Source organism: Pectobacterium punjabense (assembly GCF_012427845.1).
Taxonomy (GTDB): Bacteria; Pseudomonadota; Gammaproteobacteria; order Enterobacterales; family Enterobacteriaceae; genus Pectobacterium; species Pectobacterium punjabense.
The window spans coordinates 1,473,287-1,490,629 of the sequence record NZ_CP038498.1 but is presented as its reverse complement, the minus strand read 5'-3'; the positions used below and the strand labels follow the sequence as shown (position 1 = coordinate 1,490,629).

12 protein-coding genes and 6 tRNA genes are annotated in these 17,343 nt (G+C 49.7%); 14 read left to right on the top strand and 4 right to left on the bottom strand.

The genetic code is table 11. The features are described from left to right. Positions 1-7: 7 nt before the first annotated feature. Positions 8-1,675, bottom strand: coding sequence for a methyl-accepting chemotaxis protein (locus E2566_RS06645; protein WP_107168290.1), 1,668 nt, complete (start codon positions 1,673-1,675; stop codon positions 8-10). 889 nt (positions 1,676-2,564) lie between these two features. Between E2566_RS06645 and fldA the strand changes: the two genes are divergently transcribed. Both fldA and fur read left to right on the top strand, forming a co-directional pair. Next, positions 2,565-3,092, top strand: coding sequence for a flavodoxin FldA (gene fldA / locus E2566_RS06640; protein WP_010285453.1), 528 nt, complete (start codon positions 2,565-2,567; stop codon positions 3,090-3,092). Positions 3,093-3,421: 329 nt separating this feature from the next. Continuing rightward, positions 3,422-3,871: a ferric iron uptake transcriptional regulator gene (gene fur, locus E2566_RS06635; RefSeq protein ID WP_005973843.1), complete on the top strand. Its 450-nt coding sequence runs from the start codon at positions 3,422-3,424 to the stop codon at positions 3,869-3,871. 63 nt (positions 3,872-3,934) lie between these two features. Here the strand turns inward: fur and glnS are convergent, their stop codons facing one another. Further along, complete coding sequence (glnS, locus tag E2566_RS06630) at positions 3,935-5,593, bottom strand: glutamine--tRNA ligase (protein ID WP_107168291.1); 1,659 nt, start codon at positions 5,591-5,593, stop codon at positions 3,935-3,937. A gap of 167 nt (positions 5,594-5,760) precedes the next feature. Next, positions 5,761-7,257, bottom strand: coding sequence for an N-acetylglucosamine-specific PTS transporter subunit IIBC (nagE, locus tag E2566_RS06625; protein ID WP_107168292.1), 1,497 nt, complete (start codon positions 7,255-7,257; stop codon positions 5,761-5,763). Positions 7,258-7,604: 347 nt separating this feature from the next. On the opposite strand from nagE, the gene nagB reads away from it, so the two are divergent. From nagB to E2566_RS06570, 11 genes are all read left to right on the top strand, one after another. Next, complete coding sequence (gene nagB, locus E2566_RS06620; RefSeq protein WP_107168293.1) at positions 7,605-8,405, top strand: glucosamine-6-phosphate deaminase; 801 nt, start codon at positions 7,605-7,607, stop codon at positions 8,403-8,405. Positions 8,406-8,424: 19 nt separating this feature from the next. Further along, positions 8,425-9,570, top strand: coding sequence for an N-acetylglucosamine-6-phosphate deacetylase (nagA, locus tag E2566_RS06615; RefSeq protein ID WP_107168294.1), 1,146 nt, complete (start codon positions 8,425-8,427; stop codon positions 9,568-9,570). Positions 9,571-9,664: 94 nt separating this feature from the next. After that, positions 9,665-10,888, top strand: a complete 1,224-nt coding sequence (gene nagC / locus E2566_RS06610; protein WP_107168295.1) for a DNA-binding transcriptional regulator NagC — start codon at positions 9,665-9,667, stop codon at positions 10,886-10,888. A 203-nt stretch (positions 10,889-11,091) separates the two neighbouring features. Further along, positions 11,092-12,756 (top strand): asparagine synthase B, encoded by a 1,665-nt coding sequence (asnB, locus tag E2566_RS06605; RefSeq protein ID WP_039472522.1) that lies wholly within the window; start codon positions 11,092-11,094, stop codon positions 12,754-12,756. A gap of 218 nt (positions 12,757-12,974) precedes the next feature. Continuing rightward, positions 12,975-13,051: transfer RNA gene (locus E2566_RS06600), tRNA-Met, on the top strand. Positions 13,052-13,057: 6 nt separating this feature from the next. After that, positions 13,058-13,142: transfer RNA gene (locus E2566_RS06595), tRNA-Leu, on the top strand. Between the two features lie 56 nt (positions 13,143-13,198). Continuing rightward, positions 13,199-13,273 (top strand) — tRNA-Gln (locus tag E2566_RS06590). Positions 13,274-13,308: 35 nt separating this feature from the next. Continuing rightward, positions 13,309-13,383: transfer RNA gene (locus E2566_RS06585), tRNA-Gln, on the top strand. A gap of 54 nt (positions 13,384-13,437) precedes the next feature. Then, a tRNA-Met gene (locus tag E2566_RS06580) sits at positions 13,438-13,514 on the top strand. A 6-nt stretch (positions 13,515-13,520) separates the two neighbouring features. Continuing rightward, a tRNA-Gln gene (locus E2566_RS06575) sits at positions 13,521-13,595 on the top strand. Between the two features lie 133 nt (positions 13,596-13,728). After that, a complete protein-coding gene (locus E2566_RS06570) occupies positions 13,729-14,319 on the top strand; it encodes a hypothetical protein (protein ID WP_107168297.1) in 591 nt (196 codons plus the stop codon). Positions 14,320-14,344: 25 nt separating this feature from the next. Here the strand turns inward: E2566_RS06570 and ubiF are convergent, their stop codons facing one another. Further along, positions 14,345-15,511, bottom strand: coding sequence for a 3-demethoxyubiquinol 3-hydroxylase (ubiF, locus tag E2566_RS06565; protein WP_107168298.1), 1,167 nt, complete (start codon positions 15,509-15,511; stop codon positions 14,345-14,347). A 227-nt stretch (positions 15,512-15,738) separates the two neighbouring features. Here ubiF and miaB point away from each other — a divergent pair, with 227 nt between their 5' ends. Continuing rightward, on the top strand, positions 15,739-17,163 hold the full coding sequence (gene miaB, locus E2566_RS06560; RefSeq protein ID WP_107168299.1) for a tRNA (N6-isopentenyl adenosine(37)-C2)-methylthiotransferase MiaB: 1,425 nt from the start codon (positions 15,739-15,741) through the stop codon (positions 17,161-17,163). The last annotated feature ends 180 nt before the right edge of the window (positions 17,164-17,343 follow it).

The following is a 17,343-nucleotide window of genomic DNA, read 5'->3' as shown; positions in this document are numbered from 1 at the left end:
ACGACGCTTAGAACTTTTCCCAGTTGTCGTTACTGGGCGGTAGCGCCTTGCTTGCACGCGGGGCAATCGCTGGCGTTTTCTGCACCGGTTTTGCCGCCACTTGCAGCCCTGACTGCGTATCGGACAGTTGGAACAGCGATACGGTCTGGTTCAACAGTGCCGCCTGCTCTTCCAAAGACAACGCTGCCGAAGAGGCCTGTTCAACCAATGCGGCATTTTGCTGCGTTACGCTGTCCATCTCCGCCACAGCCTGACCAACCTGTGCGATGCCTTTGCTCTGTTCTTCCGATGCCGAGGCAATTTCACCCATAATATCTGTTACGTTAGTCACCGCGCGAACGATATCCTGCATCGTGTCTCCGGCATCGCTAACCAGATTGGAGCCGGTATCCACGCAGCGAACCGATTCAGAAATTAGCCCTTCAATCTCTTTCGCCGCCTGAGCACTACGCTGCGCCAGACTACGTACTTCTCCGGCTACCACGGCAAAACCACGCCCTTGTTCGCCTGCACGCGCCGCTTCAACCGCCGCGTTCAACGCCAGAATGTTGGTCTGGAAAGCAATGCCGTTAATCACGGTGGTGATTTCTGCGATTTTTCTCGAACTGCCGGAGATCTCTGCCATGGTTTTCACCACGTTCTCAACGATTTCACCGCCCTTCTTCGCCGTTGTCGAGGCTTGTAACGCCAGTTGGCTGGCATGGTTGGCGTTTTCGGCATTCTGTTTCACCGTTGCCGTCAGTTGCTCCATGCTCGCCGCCGTTTCTTCCAGCGCGGAAGCCTGCTCTTCGGTACGTGAAGACAGATCGTTGTTGCCTGCGGCAATCTCAGAAGCGCCCTGATAGATGGAATCTGTGCTGTTTCTAATGGTGCTAACGGTGCTAGCCAAACTCCCCTGCATTTCACGCAAAAGTGGGAACAAGCGGCCAACACAGTTATTACCAAAGTCCAGAATCGGCTTGCCCAGGTGACCAGAAGCAATGACGCTAAAGTGATCGCGCAGGTTATTCAACGGGCGAACCAAGCACACCACCAGATAACGGTCTGTCAGGAACAGCATGATGAGGCCGATAACCAACCCGCTCAGCAAAATGTTCTGCCCAATCGTGGTGATTTGTTCAAAACGCACGCCCGCCGCATCGAATTTCTCTGCGCTGGCGTTACTGAACGCAGATAGAGAAGCACCAAACTGGCGACTCAATGGCGGCACAACATTCTTGGCCTGATTTTGGTAATCATCCAGCGCGTTGGCAGCGGCCTTTTGATAAAGCGGTTCTACGCCCTGAACAACCAGATTATTCCAGTCACGGCTGACAGCTTGCACCAGAGCATCGTCCAGACTCGCATGATCGATAGCATTAAACGCCACCAGATCAGACTTCAGCTTATCCAGCGCGACGAGCGCGGAGGCCTGCTCTTTATCTGCGGTGGCATTATCACCACTGCGACGCGCATCTACAGCGCGCGCCAGACGAGTTACCATACGAAAGTATTGATCGTTACCCTGATTGATAAAGTTCATGTTCTGAACCAGCAAGGTGCTGGTTTTCGAGGTCGCTGTCATCTCTTTAAAAGAGAACATGGTATATATTGATACGCCGCCCCAAAGAACACAAAAAATGCCCAGCACCCATAGCATAGCGGTTCTGATGGCAATATTTTTAATAAGTCTCATAGCTCACTCCAAATCAGGAAAATGGTTAAAAAGATTTTTATCGCTAATCAACCGATATGAATCAGAAAATTCACACCATGAAACAGGTCACTTCTCCCTAGCGTTCACATTTCACCGAGTTGAAAACTCAAAAACCACGCTAACTCATCGGCTAAATACAGAGAATATTTAGCACTCTTGCTATATTTATTAATATAATTTTTCGCACTGATAATAAATTAGCCTATTTTTATAAATATAAGGTTTTTAATCATAGGGTTGAACGCAAACCGACGGTCACCCGCTTCCCATGCGGATTGGCGTGGGTATGCAGCCAGGCTGGCAAAGCAATTTGGGCATCATTTTCATTTTATTCTTTAACATCAAAAAGCTAAAACCTTTCTCTTTAAGGTTGCATCGTTTCAGCTGTAAATGGTTATAATTCTTATCTTCTTCATTAGGAATTTTCCCGCAAAATGTTACACGCATTCAATTCGATAAAACATTATCTTTTGTATGCATTTTAATTTCCCTGAATAGGGATGTACCGTTCCGTGACTTTTATTTTTCACAAACAGAAGTCTGCTTTTAATTACAATTGAAACAAACCATAAAATAAAAATATCATTCATAAAAAATGAAACGGTGTTGCAAATAAATAACCTTTATAATACTAAGGCTGTGTAGACCTAATCTCAGAAGACATCATACTCACACAATTAAGGTGGGTATTTTAACGCCCATGGAGAGGGTTTTCCGTTTCTTTTATTGCCCTCAGCATTTCGCATGCTCTTGATTTACGCCTCCATACCGATACGAGTTTCTCCTGATGTGAGTGTCTGTTATTATTAACAGATAAGTGGGTGAAATATTACACCATACCATTAGGAATCAAGAGGTTATTCAATTCATGGCACTCATCGGAATATTCTTTGGCAGTGATACGGGCAACACGGAAAACATCGCCAAAACGATCCAACAGCAGTTAGGCACCAACGTTGCTGATGTTCATGACATCGCCAAAAGCAGCAAAGAGGACCTCGAAGGTTTCGATATTCTGCTGTTGGGTATTCCAACCTGGTATTACGGTGAAGCTCAGTGCGATTGGGATGACTTCTTCCCTTCGCTGGAAGAGGTTGATTTCACCGGAAAATTGGTTGCCTTGTTTGGCTGCGGCGATCAGGAAGACTATGCGGAATATTTCTGTGATGCCATGGGCACCATTCGTGACATCATTGAGCCTCGCGGCGCGACGATTGTCGGCCACTGGCCAACTGAAGGTTATTACTTTGAAGCCTCTAAAGGGCTCGCCGACGACAATCACTTCATTGGTTTGGCTATCGATGAAGACCGTCAGCCTGAGCTGACCAGCGAACGCGTAACGACGTGGGTGAAACAAATCAGTGATGAACTGAATCTAAAAGAGCTGGTTGGCTAAGCCATTTTGGCCCTGATAATTTCGATCAGGGCCAAAATAGTATCGATAGGTAAAACCTTTCATAATAATTGATACATTTTTTTAACTTCTATCAGTAAACCTGTACAATAATCCCATCGGTTTTATACGTGCTTCATCCTTTCTTCATTCATCAACAATGGACTGCGCTGTATATCAGTAGTATGAATGGGGACAATATTGTTAACATTCCCTTGTTTTCATTTTGTATGCGCGGTTCTATAATTGAGACGCAATTACATTTTTTGAGCCGACCGATGTCATAGGCTAGGCAGCCTCCATTGATAAGTAAGCAACAGGACTAAACCCGCATGACTGACAACAATACCGCATTAAAGAAGGCCGGCCTGAAAGTCACTCTTCCAAGACTGAAAATACTGGAAGTGCTACAGGACCCTGTCTGTCATCACGTCAGTGCGGAAGATTTATATAAGAGACTGATTGATATGGGTGAAGAGATTGGTCTTGCTACCGTCTATCGCGTACTCAACCAGTTTGATGATGCAGGCATCGTAACCCGTCATAACTTCGAAGGGGGTAAATCCGTCTTTGAACTGACGCAACAGCATCATCACGATCACCTAATTTGCCTCGACTGTGGCAAAGTCATTGAATTCCGCGATGAATCTATCGAAGCACGTCAGCGTGAGATCGCAGAAAGACACGGTATTAAACTGACCAACCACAGTTTGTATCTCTATGGGCATTGCAGTGAAGGGGATTGTCGAGAAGACGAAACTCTGCATGAGTCCACACGATAAATCGACCGCATCAAAAAATAAAACCGCCGAGGCGGTTTTATTTTTGTCTTCTACTTCGTGGCATTAGCCAACCCAAGTATCGCGCAGTCCGACCGTTCGGTTAAACACCAGATGTTCTGCACTGGAGTAAACACGATCGGCACAGAAGTAACCTTCGCGCTCAAACTGATACGCTTTCTCTACTTCCGCCTGTGCCAAGCTCGCCTCGACAAAACCTTGCGTCACTTTCAGTGAGTCTGGGTTAATCGTCGACAGGAAGTCATCCGCCGCGCCAGGGTTCGCCACACTGAACAGACGATCGTACAAGCGGAATTCCGCAGGGACGCCATGTGCAGCGGAGACCCAGTGGATGACGCCTTTCACTTTACGTCCATCAGCCGGATCTTTGCTCAGCGTTTCTGCATCGTAACTGCAATAGATCGTGGTGATAGTGCCCTGCTCGTCTTTTTCAATGCGATCGGCTTTGATCACATAGGCATTACGCAGACGCACTTCTTTACCCAGCACCAAACGTTTGTACTGCTTGTTGGCTTCTTCGCGGAAGTCAGCGCGATCGATGTAAACTTCGCGGCTGAATGCCACCTGACGTGAGCCCATTTCCGGCTTATTAGGATGATTTGGCATCGCAACAAACTCTTCGTGCTCAGCAGACAGATTCTCGATCACCACTTTGACCGGATCTAACACTGCCATTGCACGCGGAGCATTCTCATTCAGATCGTCACGGATGCAGGATTCAAGTGCAGCCATTTCCACGTTATTGTCCTGCTTCGTTACGCCGATGCGCACACAGAATTCACGGACGGAAGCCGCACTATAGCCACGACGACGCAGGCCTGAGATAGTCGGCATACGCGGATCATCCCAGCCTTCAACCACGTTTTCCACGACCAGTTGGTTCAGCTTACGCTTGGACATAATCGCGTATTCGAGATTGAGGCGGGAGAATTCGTACTGGCGTGGGTGACAAGGAATCGTGATGTTATCCAGTACCCAATCGTACAAACGGCGGTTATCCTGGAATTCCAGCGTACACAGCGAATGCGTGATTCCTTCCAATGCGTCGGAAATGCAGTGGGTGAAGTCATACATCGGGTAGATGCACCACTTATTGCCCGTCTGGTGGTGATCGGCGAACTTAATGCGATACAACACAGGATCGCGCATCACGATAAAGGATGATGCCATATCGATTTTTGCACGCAGACAAGCAGTACCTTCGGCAAACCCACCGTTGCGCATTTTTTCAAACAGCGCCAGGTTTTCCTGCACGGTACGGTCACGATAAGGGCTGTTTTTACCCGGTGCCGTCAACGTGCCACGATATTCACGAATCTGATCGGCCGTCAGCTCATCAACGTAAGCCAGTCCTTTACCGATCAGCTCAACCGCATAAGCGTGCAGTTGATCGAAATAATCAGAAGAATAACGAACGTTACCGCTCCATGAAAAACCCAGCCACTCGACGTCACGTTTGATCGACTCAACGTATTCGATATCTTCTTTTACCGGATTGGTGTCGTCAAAACGCAGGTTACATTGCCCCTGGTAGTCACGCGCGATCCCAAAATTCAGACAAATAGATTTGGCATGCCCAATATGCAGATAACCGTTCGGCTCTGGCGGGAAACGCGTCTGAATATGGTCATGCTTACCGGATGCCAGATCTTCATCAATAATCTGACGGATAAAGTTAGTCGGGCGGGCTTCAGCCTCACTCATTCTTCATTCCTCAATGCTAAAACGACGTATAACCGACAATGATCCAACAAGCTACGCTGGGAAACAACCGTTAATTATTCATAACGAAAAAAAGGGGTGAGATTGCTACCTCACCCCCCTTGAGTATCATCGACATGACACGGCGTTACACAAATACCGCCATGATATTACGACTTGGCATGCTCCACTTTCAACGCCGTTGCAATCGATTCAGCCTGCGTCCCCACAACAATCTGCACGCTTTGTTTATTCAGGCGAATAACGCCCGCCGCGCCAAGACGTTTCGCCAGTGCATCATCAACCAGAGAGGAATCAGCCACGTTCAAACGCAAACGAGTGATACAGGCATCGATGCCAATCAGATTGGCTTTGCCACCCAACGCCTGCAAATACCCCTGTGCCAATTCAGCCGTATCGTTTGACTTCTTGCCCGAAGACGCCTTAATCACGTCATATCCATCGGCCTCGCTACCGCTCACTGCCAGCTCACGTCCCGGCGTTAACAGATTGAAGCGCGTGATGGTAAAACGGAACACGACATAGTAAATGACGAAGAACACCAGCCCCTGTGCGAGCAGCATATACCACTGCGTTGCAAGCGGGTTGCGCGAAGACAGCACCATGTCCACCAAACCGGCGCTGAAACCAAAACCGGCAATCCAATGCATACTGGCTGCAATAAAGACGGAAAAACCTGTCAGCAACGCATGCAGGAAATACAACACCGGCGCGACAAACATAAACGAAAATTCCAGCGGCTCGGTAATCCCGGTGAAGAATGAAGCAAATGCCGCTGCCAGCATAATCCCGGCCACTTTGCTTTTGTTCTCAGGACGCGCGCAGTGGTAAATCGCCAGTGCGGCTCCCGGCAGGCCGAACATCATAATTGGGAAAAAGCCCGCCTGATAACGTCCGGTGATCCCCACCACGGCTTTGCCAGAATCAATCGACTGTTGGCCAGCCAGGAAGTTAGGAATATCGTTGATACCCGCCACATCAAACCAGAACACAGAATTCAGCGCATGGTGTAACCCAACAGGGATCAGTAGACGGTTAAAGAACGCATAAACCCCAGCGCCAGCCGATCCCAACTGTTGAATCTGCTCACCGAACGACACCAGCGCATTGTAAATGACTGGCCAGACGTACATTAAAATGAACGCGACCAGAATCATCAGAAAAGAAACCAGAATCGGCACCAGACGCCGCCCGCTGAAGAACGACAGCGCCTTCGGCAGTTCAACCTGACTAAAGCGGTTATACAGTTCAGCGGACATCACACCGACGAGAATCCCGATGAACTGGTTTTCAATTTTGCCAAACGCAGCTGGCACCTGTTCAACGGGAATTCGCTGAATCATAGCAACCACTGCGGGGGAACACAGTGTAGTCAGCACCAGATAACCGACAAAGCCGGTCAATGCTGCCGCGCCATCCTTATCTTTCGACATACCGTAAGCGACACCGACCGCAAACAGCACCGCCATATGCCCAATAATCGCCTCACCCGATTTGATGAGAAGTGCCGCCAATGCGTTCTCGCTTCCCCATCCAACCGGATCAAGCCAATAACCTATCCCCATCAGGATAGCGGCAGCAGGCAGCGTCGCGACAGGCACCATCAATGCCCGGCCGACTTTTTGTAAATAGCTCAGAGTACTCACTTTTCCCTCTCTTACCTTTGCGAGGTAAATGAAATGTTGTGGGGCAAACAAACCTGCCAATCAATTTCACTGCCGAAAAACTTCACTGTAGAAAGCTTCATTGTCAAAAAACCTGGCCAGCGGTGGTTCCAGGAGGAGTGTAAGAAAAATAATTCGCTACACAAATTAATCACCATAATTATGTGATAAAAATCACCAAAAAACTGCATACAAAAAGTTTATGCCTGAATAAAACCCCAACTTATTTCAAGATTAAAAAAAACGGAGTAGACTAATTTTAATGCATAGACAGCACGCGTCACTGGCGCGATGACGTATTTAATTTCACCAGAAATAGGAGAGCGCTGATGAGACTCATACCTTTAACTACCGCCGCAGACGTCGGAAAATGGGCCGCCCGCCACATCGTTGAGAGAATTAACGCTTTCAAGCCCAGCGCAGAGCGCCCTTTTATCCTCGGGTTGCCAACAGGCAGCTCACCACTAGAAGCCTACAAATCGCTAGTCGCCATGCACAACGCCGGCCTGGTGAGTTTCAAATACGTCGTGACCTTCAATATGGATGAATATGTCGGCCTGCCAACCGACCACCCGGAAAGCTATCATACCTTCATGTATCAGAATTTCTTCAATCACATTGATATTCCGCGTGAAAACATTAACCTGTTGAACGGCAACGCCGAAGACACCACAGCAGAATGCCGCCGTTATGAAGAGAAAATAAAATCCTACGGGAAAATTCATCTTTTTATGGGCGGCGTGGGCAACGATGGACACATCGCCTTCAATGAGCCTGCTTCTTCTCTGGCTTCCCGCACCCGTATCAAAACGTTGACGGAAGAAACCCGTATCGCGAATTCCCGTTTCTTCGGCGGGGACGTCAATTTGGTGCCTAAATTTGCCCTAACCGTTGGCGTTGGTACGTTGCTGGATGCCGAAGAAGTGATGATTCTGGTGACCGGACGCAACAAAGCACAAGCGCTACAGGCTGCGGTAGAAGGCAACGTCAACCACATGTGGACCATCAGCTGTCTGCAGCTCCATGCTAAAGCCATCATGGTTTGTGATGAGCCTTCAACGATGGAACTCAAAGTAAAAACCGTTAAATATTTCCGTGAGTTAGAAACGGAAAGTATGAAAAATCTCTAACCGATCGCGGGAGTTGATGATGTACGCGTTAACCCATAGCCGGATTTTTACCGGCCATCAGATTTTGGATAATCACGCTGTGGTGATTGCCGATGGGCTGATCGAGCAGGTCTGCCCACTTGCCGACCTCCCTTCTGGCATTGAACAACACGACTTGGGCGGTGCGTTCCTCGCCCCGGGGTTTATCGATCTCCAGTTGAACGGCTGTGGCGGCGTGCAATTCAACGACTCGCTGGACACGATCTCCGTCAATACGTTGGAAATCATGCAACAGGCGAACCAGCGTTCAGGCTGCACCAGCTTTTTACCTACGCTGATTACCTCCAGCGATGCGTTCATGAAACACAGCATCAAGGTAATGAGAGAGTGGCTGGCGCAGAATAAGCATCAGGCGCTTGGGCTACATCTCGAAGGTCCGTGGCTGAATGTGATAAAAAAAGGCACGCATGACCCTGCTTTTATTCGCAAGCCAACGCAAGATCTCGTCGACTTTCTGTGTGCCAACGCGGATGCCATTACGAAAATTACGCTGGCACCAGAAGAAGTCGAACCGTTGTTCATCCGCCAGTTGACGGCGGCAGGTATCATCGTCTCTGCTGGGCATTCTAACGCCACCTGGGAACAGGCTAAGCTGGGTTTCGCCGCAGGTATTCGTTTTGCAACCCACCTGTTCAACGCCATGCCGTACCTGACAGGTCGTGAGCCTGGACTCGTTGGCGCGATTTATGATGCCCCTGAAGTCTATTGCGGCATTATCGCAGATGGACGACATGTGGACTGGGCCAACATTCGCAACAGCAAGCGCATTAAAGGCGATAAGCTGGTGTTGGTCACTGACGCCACAGCACCAGCAGGCGCGGATATTGACCAGTTCATTTTTGCTGGTAAAACCATATACTACCGTGATGGCATTTGTGTCGATGAACACGGCACCCTAAGCGGTTCGGCACTGACGATGATTGACGCCGTGCGTAATAGCGTCGAACACGTTGGTATCGCACTGGATGAAGCCATTCGGATGGCGACGCTCTATCCCGCTCGTGCCATTGGTGTCGACAAACGGCTAGGCAGCATTGAAAGCGGTAAAGTGGCGAACCTGACCGCCTTTGACCGTGATTATCACATTCTCAAGACATTTGTTAACGGCCACCCTGTTTGGGGGTAAAGCGAAAAGCGTCTTGGGGTAACGCGGAAATACGTTGGGAAAAACCAAACAAGGTTTCCCCAACGTTGAGTTAAACCTAAGCGAGTACTTCTTAATGACCACAGGCGGACAGGCGCAGATAGGGAATGTCGATCTGGTTAAGCAATTAAACAGCGCGGTAGTTTACCGCCTGATTGATCAGCAAGGCCCGATCTCACGGATTCAGATTGCAGAGCAGAGCCAGCTTGCACCCGCCAGCGTCACGAAAATCACCCGCCAGCTTCTGGATCGCGGGCTAATCAAGGAAGTCGATCAACAGGCTTCCACAGGTGGCAGACGTGCCATTTCGATTATCACCGAAAATCGTCCTTTTCATACCATCGCCGTACGTCTCGGCCGTTATGACGCCACCATTGCGTTGTACGATTTGCAGGGAAAAGCACTGGAAGAAGCACACTACGAACTGCAAGACAAAACGCAGGCGTCGCTGGAGGGCACGCTTTTTCAGTCTATCAGCGACTTTATCGCCAGCCACCAGCGCCGTATCCGCGAGCTTATTGCAATTTCTGTGGTGCTGCCGGGGTTGGTTGATCCGGTTGCAGGCATCGTTCGCTATATGCCACATATCAGCGTAGATAACTGGCAACTGGTTGAAAACCTGCAACGTCGCTTCAATGTCACCAGTTTTGTCGGTCACGACATCCGCAGCCTGGCGCTAGCGGAACACTATTTCGGTGCTACCCACGATTCACTGGATTCTATTCTGGTACGCGTCCATCGGGGTACGGGGGCGGGTATTCTCGTCAACGGGCAGATTTTTCTTGGCAGCAACGGCAACGTGGGTGAAATCGGCCATATTCAAATCGATCCACTCGGCGATCGTTGCCATTGTGGTAATTTCGGCTGCCTGGAAACTATCGTCGCCAACGGTGCGATTGAACAACGCGTACAACACCTGCTGCGCCAAGGCTACCCCAGCAAACTGTCTGCGAATAACAGTACGATTTCAGCAATTTGCAAAGCAGCGAATCGAGGCGATGCCCTCGCCCGTGAAGTGATAGAACAGGTTGGACTCAACCTCGGCAAAGCGCTTTCCATCGCGATCAATCTGTTCAACCCGCAGAAGGTCGTGATCGCTGGTGAAATTACCGAAGCAGAAAAAACGCTGCTTCCTGCGATTCAACGCTGCATCAACGCGCAGGTGCTAAAAGAATTTCGTCATAATCTGCCGATTCAGATCTCAAGCCTTAACCATCTTTCCGCTATCAGCGCCTTCGCCCTGGTTAAACGTGCGATGCTAAACGGCGTGCTACTTCAGCAATTACTCGAAAACGCGTGATTCCCTTTCTAGCCGGATTATGTAATCACTAAAAATCCGGCCTTTCCCCTTTGTTAATTTGACGAATCAATACAAAATCCGCTAAATAATTATCGAAACACCACACCAAGCGCTTTTTTCATTAAATAATATTGAATTCCCATAGTGTTTTGATGCTAAATCAATAGCACTAAGGCCGAATTCGTAATTACTGGGAGTCATGTATGTGTTCTATTTTTGGTGTGCTTGATCTGAAAAGCGATCCTGTTGAACTACGTAAGAAAGCGCTGGAGTTATCTCGTTTAATGCGTCATCGCGGGCCAGACTGGTCCGGCGTTTATGCCAGCGACAAAGCGATTCTGGCTCACGAACGTCTGTCTATCGTTGACGTCAACACGGGCGCACAGCCGCTTTACAACGCCGAGCGCACCCACATTCTGGCCGTAAACGGTGAAATTTATAACCATCAGGCATTGCGTCAGCAATACGGCGACCGTTACGCGTTTCAGACTGGCTCCGACTGCGAAGTCATCCTGGCGCTGTATCAGGAAAAAGGTCCGGAATTCCTGGACGAACTGCGCGGCATGTTCGCTTTTGCACTGTATGACAGCGAAAAAGACGCCTACCTGATTGGCCGTGACCATCTCGGCATTATCCCACTGTATATGGGCTACGATGAGCACGGTAACCTCTACGTCGCATCTGAAATGAAAGCGCTGGTGCCGGTTTGCCGTACGATCAAAGAATTCCCAGCAGGCAGCTATCTGTGGAGCAAAGATGGCGAAATTCGTGAATATTACCAGCGTGACTGGTTTGATTACGACGCAGTAAAAGACAACGAAACGGATAAAGAAGCACTGCGCGACGCGCTGGAAGAAGCGGTGAAAAGCCACCTGATGTCTGACGTGCCCTACGGCGTGTTGCTCTCTGGCGGCCTGGATTCTTCCGTTATCTCCGCAATCACCAAAAAATATGCCGCACGTCGCGTAGAAGATGACGAGCGTAGTGAAGCCTGGTGGCCTCAGTTGCACTCTTTCGCCGTCGGCTTGGAAGGCGCACCAGACCTGAAAGCTGCACAGGAAGTCGCTAACCATCTGGGCACCGTGCACCACGAAATTCACTTCACCGTGCAGGAAGGGCTGGATGCGATCCGCGACGTGATTTATCACATCGAAACCTATGACGTCACCACGATTCGCGCGTCAACGCCGATGTACCTGATGTCACGTAAAATCAAAGCGATGGGCATCAAAATGGTGCTGTCAGGCGAAGGCTCTGACGAGGTGTTCGGCGGCTACCTCTATTTCCACAAAGCGCCAAACGCCAAAGAACTGCATGAAGAAACCGTGCGTAAGCTGCTGGCTCTGCACCAGTATGACTGCGCACGTGCCAACAAAGCGATGTCAGCCTGGGGCGTGGAAGCTCGTGTGCCTTTCCTGGACAAAAACTTCCTCGATGTCGCCATGCGCATCAACCCGCGCGACAAAATGTGCGGCAACGGCAAGATGGAAAAACACATTCTGCGTGAGTGCTTTGAATCCTACCTGCCGCACAGCGTTGCCTGGCGTCAGAAAGAACAATTCTCTGACGGCGTAGGCTACAGCTGGATCGACACGCTGAAAGAAGTGGCAGCGAATCAGGTTACCGATCAACAATTGGAAACTGCACGTTTCCGCTTCCCGTACAACACGCCTGGCTCCAAAGAAGCGTACCTGTACCGTGAAATCTTTGAAGAGCTGTTCCCGGTTCCAAGCGCAGCAGAATGCGTGCCTGGCGGCCCGTCAGTCGCCTGTTCGTCGGCTAAAGCGATTGAGTGGGATGAATCCTTCAAAAAACTGGATGATCCATCAGGCCGCGCAGTTGGTGTGCACCAATCAGCCTACAAATAATTTGATTTAGTTTTATCAGTCAACGGGCCTTTATGGCCCGTTTTTGTAGGCTTAATTGACTGGGATTACGTGCTTTTTGGCGCTTTTCTCACCATACTGTTCACAACCCAAACAAACGATACATCAAGGGCACTTTTCGGGAAAAAACTAGTTGACGCAATTAGGCCAACTACGCATAATGCGCCCCGCAACGCCGATGAAGGTAACGCGGAAAAGATGGCTACGTAGCTCAGCTGGTTAGAGCACAGCACTCATAATGCTGGGGTCACAGGTTCGATTCCCGTCGTAGCCACCATCTTTTGCGGGAGTGGCGAAATTGGTAGACGCACCAGATTTAGGTTCTGGCGCCGCAAGGTGTGCGAGTTCAAGTCTCGCCTCCCGCACCATGTTATCTTTTCGGTTTAACATCGCTTTTCGAAGCCTGTTAGTGTTTTGTAGTGATTGGGGTATCGCCAAGCGGTAAGGCACCGGTTTTTGATACCGGCATTCCCTGGTTCGAATCCAGGTACCCCAGCCATTTCAAAATACATGCCGAAAAATTTGTTGTTCTGTTGGGGTATCGCCAAGCGGTAAGGCACTGGTTTTTGATACCAGCATTCCCTGGTTCGAATCCAGGTACCCCAGCCATCTACTTGATAGTAGAAGATTTTCTTGAAGTGAATTGATAATAGCAGTACATTTGGCTACGTAGCTCAGCTGGTTAGAGCACAGCACTCATAATGCTGGGGTCACAGGTTCGATTCCCGTCGTAGCCACCACATTTTTGGGGTATCGCCAAGCGGTAAGGCACCGGATTCTGATTCCGGCATTCCGAGGTTCGAATCCTCGTACCCCAGCCAAATAAAGCTGGTAAAACAGCAAACAAACAGGGCGACAGTCGAAAGACGTCGCCCTGTTTGTTATGTCGGGTATTAACGTAGTCTGGTGCTAACATATCCCGAATCAATCATTCGATTTTCCCAAAAGGGCGGCATGAAGGTTTTATCTACATTCTTTGTTACTCATGATCTCAGTCTCGTCGTATCATCGCGGCAATCCGCTATACGCGAGCGGTTAAGCACGCTGCTACTCAGTCTAGCCCTGCTATTTTGCTTCACCGCTCCAGCTTATGCCGCTAATGTCGCTTCTTTCAAGATTTCATCACAAGAGTTTGCTGACAGAATGAATGCCAACCTGACGCAACTCAATATCCCTCTCAAACTGACCATTAATCTGGAGAAGGGACATTCCGTTGATGATTTTCAGCATATTTTCAATGAGCATGTCGGGTTAATCGGATCGGCTGAGAAAAAAAATCAACAACTCACAGGGCTCATCGTGTTTAGCGCCTCATCAGAATCCGCCGAAACGGCGACACAAAACCTGCAAATCGTCACAGCCGCATTTTCTGCGCTATTAGGTGGAGATAACATCGAAAACCGTGAAGTGACCGAGATGATGTACGGCCTGCTTCAGGATAGCCGAACCTCAGATAAAGGCATTCGGCAGATAGGGAATACTCGCTTTACGGCAACAACTAATGAGGACACCAATATTATCTTTACCGCCGAGCCAGTACGATAGCAGGCGGCATCCTCATTATCATCAATCAAACACCAATGGCATATTTCAATGCGCGCTGTTTTAACACGCCAGCGCGCTGTGCGACCATCAGCGCCATATTACGTGCAAAGCTCAGTGGCGGTAATGCGTTACTGAACGCGTTATAGAATAAATCCATCCCACTTTGCATCATCAGGTTATCCGGCATACGACGACACTGATAACGGCGTAAAATCCGTTCAGAAGCCCACTCTTCCCCCGCATTGCGTGCGTTGATCAACACATCCAGCAGCGCCTCAACATCTCGATATCCTAGGTTAACACCCTGCCCTGCCAGCGGATTAATGGTATGCGCGGCATCGCCCAGCAGCACCAAACCGGGTTTGATATAAGTTTGCGCATGACGTCTGACCAGAGGGAATGACCCCGCGGAGAATGACTTTACTGTACCCAATCGCTCTGGAAACGCGGCGGTAATCTCTTTATCCAACTGTGTGAGCGGCATAGCCTGAAGCTGGCGAATACGCTGCGGGCTGTCATACCACACTAGCGACCCCCATTGGCCAAACAGCGGTAAAAATGCACGCGGGCCACTCGGCGTGAACTGTTGCCAGGTAACATCCTGCTGCGGCTGCAAAGTCTCAACGCCGATCAACATACAAGACTGACGATACTGCCAGCCGCTGATGCCAATTCCCGCCCACTGGCGAACCTGAGAGTTCGCGCCATCAGCGCCAACCACCAGTGAAGCCGTCAGTTGTTGTCCATCGGCAAGCTGTAAACACCAGTCATCCCCCATACGTTGCAGGTTCTGCGGCGTTGCCGGGCAGTAACATTGGCAATGCCCTTCTTCCTGTAAGCTTTCCCAGAGCGCCAATTGCAGCACGCGATTTTCCACCATAAAGCCCAGCTCAGGCAGGTGAATGTCGGCGGCATCGAAAACCACTCTGGCATTCGCCCATTCCCAGGTTTCCAGCCGGCGATAAGGCGCACTACGCATCTGCTGCACTCGCTGCCATACGCCCAGCTCTTTCAGCAACGCAACCGACGCGTAGCCAATCGCCGAGATCCGTAAATCTGGCGGGCTGGCGGCATCAAACGGCGCCGGCATGTCCTGCTCAATGACCGCAACCTGAAATCCCTGTTGTGCTAGCCCAAGCGCCGCAGCCGCACCGACCATACCACCGCCAACCACAATCGCATCGTAATGCATATTGGCTTTATCCCCTCTGATTCTGGTTTATTCACACCAGTAAAAATGCATGAAAATAGTGTACTGGATTTACGGGAGATTTTTCAGAAAAGCCGCATTTTTATAGAAAGTAAGGGGTTATCAAATCAGCGCAGTTTCCGGCACTGGTCACAACGCCAGCGAACGATTACAATACCCGCCCCAAATGAGGGGAATCTTTCTTATCCGCACTGAGTAATGGCAAGTCGATGACAAAAAAACTGCATATTAAAACCTGGGGCTGTCAGATGAATGAGTACGATTCATCAAAGATGGCTGATTTACTGGGAAGTACGCACGGCTATGAGCTTACTGAAATCGCTGAAGAAGCCGATGTCCTGCTGCTCAATACCTGTTCGATCCGTGAAAAGGCGCAGGAAAAGGTCTTCCATCAACTTGGTCGCTGGAAAGCGCTGAAAGATCTTAATCCGAACCTGATTATTGGCGTCGGTGGCTGCGTTGCCTCACAGGAGGGCGCACACATTCGTGAACGTGCGCACTACGTTGACGTTATTTTTGGCCCGCAAACGTTGCACCGCCTGCCGGAAATGATTAATCACGTTCAGGGCACCCGTAGCCCTATAGTTGACATCAGCTTCCCTGAAATCGAGAAATTTGACCGTTTACCTGAACCCCGCGCTGAAGGGCCAACGGCATTCGTTTCCATCATGGAAGGCTGCAATAAATATTGCACATTCTGCGTGGTGCCTTATACCCGTGGTGAAGAGGTCAGCCGTCCGTGCGATGATGTATTATTTGAAATCGCCCAACTGGCCGCACAAGGCGTACGTGAAGTTAACCTTCTGGGACAGAACGTTAACGCTTATCGCGGCGAAACCTATGACGGTGAAATCTGCTCTTTTGCCGAGCTGCTGCGCCTGGTCGCCGCCATCGACGGAATCGATCGTGTCCGCTTCACTACCAGCCATCCAATTGAATTCACAGACGATATAATCAGCGTTTATGAAGATACGCCAGAACTGGTCAGCTTCCTGCATTTGCCAGTACAAAGCGGCTCTGACCGCGTATTGACGATGATGAAACGCCGTCATACCGCGCTGGAATACAAAGCTATCATCCGTAAACTGCACAATGCGCGTCCTGGCATCCTGATCAGTTCTGACTTTATCGTCGGTTTCCCTGGCGAAACGCAAGCTGACTTTGAACAGACCATGAAGTTGATTGCCGATGTGAATTTCGACATGAGCTACAGCTTTGTCTATTCCGCTCGTCCGGGAACGCCGGCTGCGGATATGGTCGATGATGTACCGGAAGAAGAGAAAAAACAGCGTCTATACCTTCTGCAAGAACGTATTACCCAGCAGGCAATGCGGTTTAGTCGCCTCATGCTGGGCACCATCCAGCGTATTCTGGTAGAAGGTACTTCGCGTAAGAGCGTGATGGAGCTGTCTGGCCGTACGGAAAACAACCGCGTTGTCAACTTTGAAGGCACGCCAGATATGATCGGTAAATTTGTCGATGTTGAAATCGTTGACGTTTATACCAACTCATTGCGTGGCATCGTGGTGCGTACCGAAGATCAAATGGATCTGCGTGTACATGAATCACCATCTTCCGTGATTGCTCGTACCCGTAAAGAGAACGAGATCGGCGTTGGATTCTACCAGCCGTAATCGATGTTGATGCACTTGAATAGTATTGTGGGTGGCTTTGCCACCCATTTTTTATGGCAAGCCGGAATAGCAGCCCCTTCGGGCCGTTGCTTTGCAACGTTGAAAAACGTTCCCTGCGTTTTTTTATGGCAGGTAGAGATAACCTTCTGTCAGTTTCAATTTCATGCCGCTTACATTTGC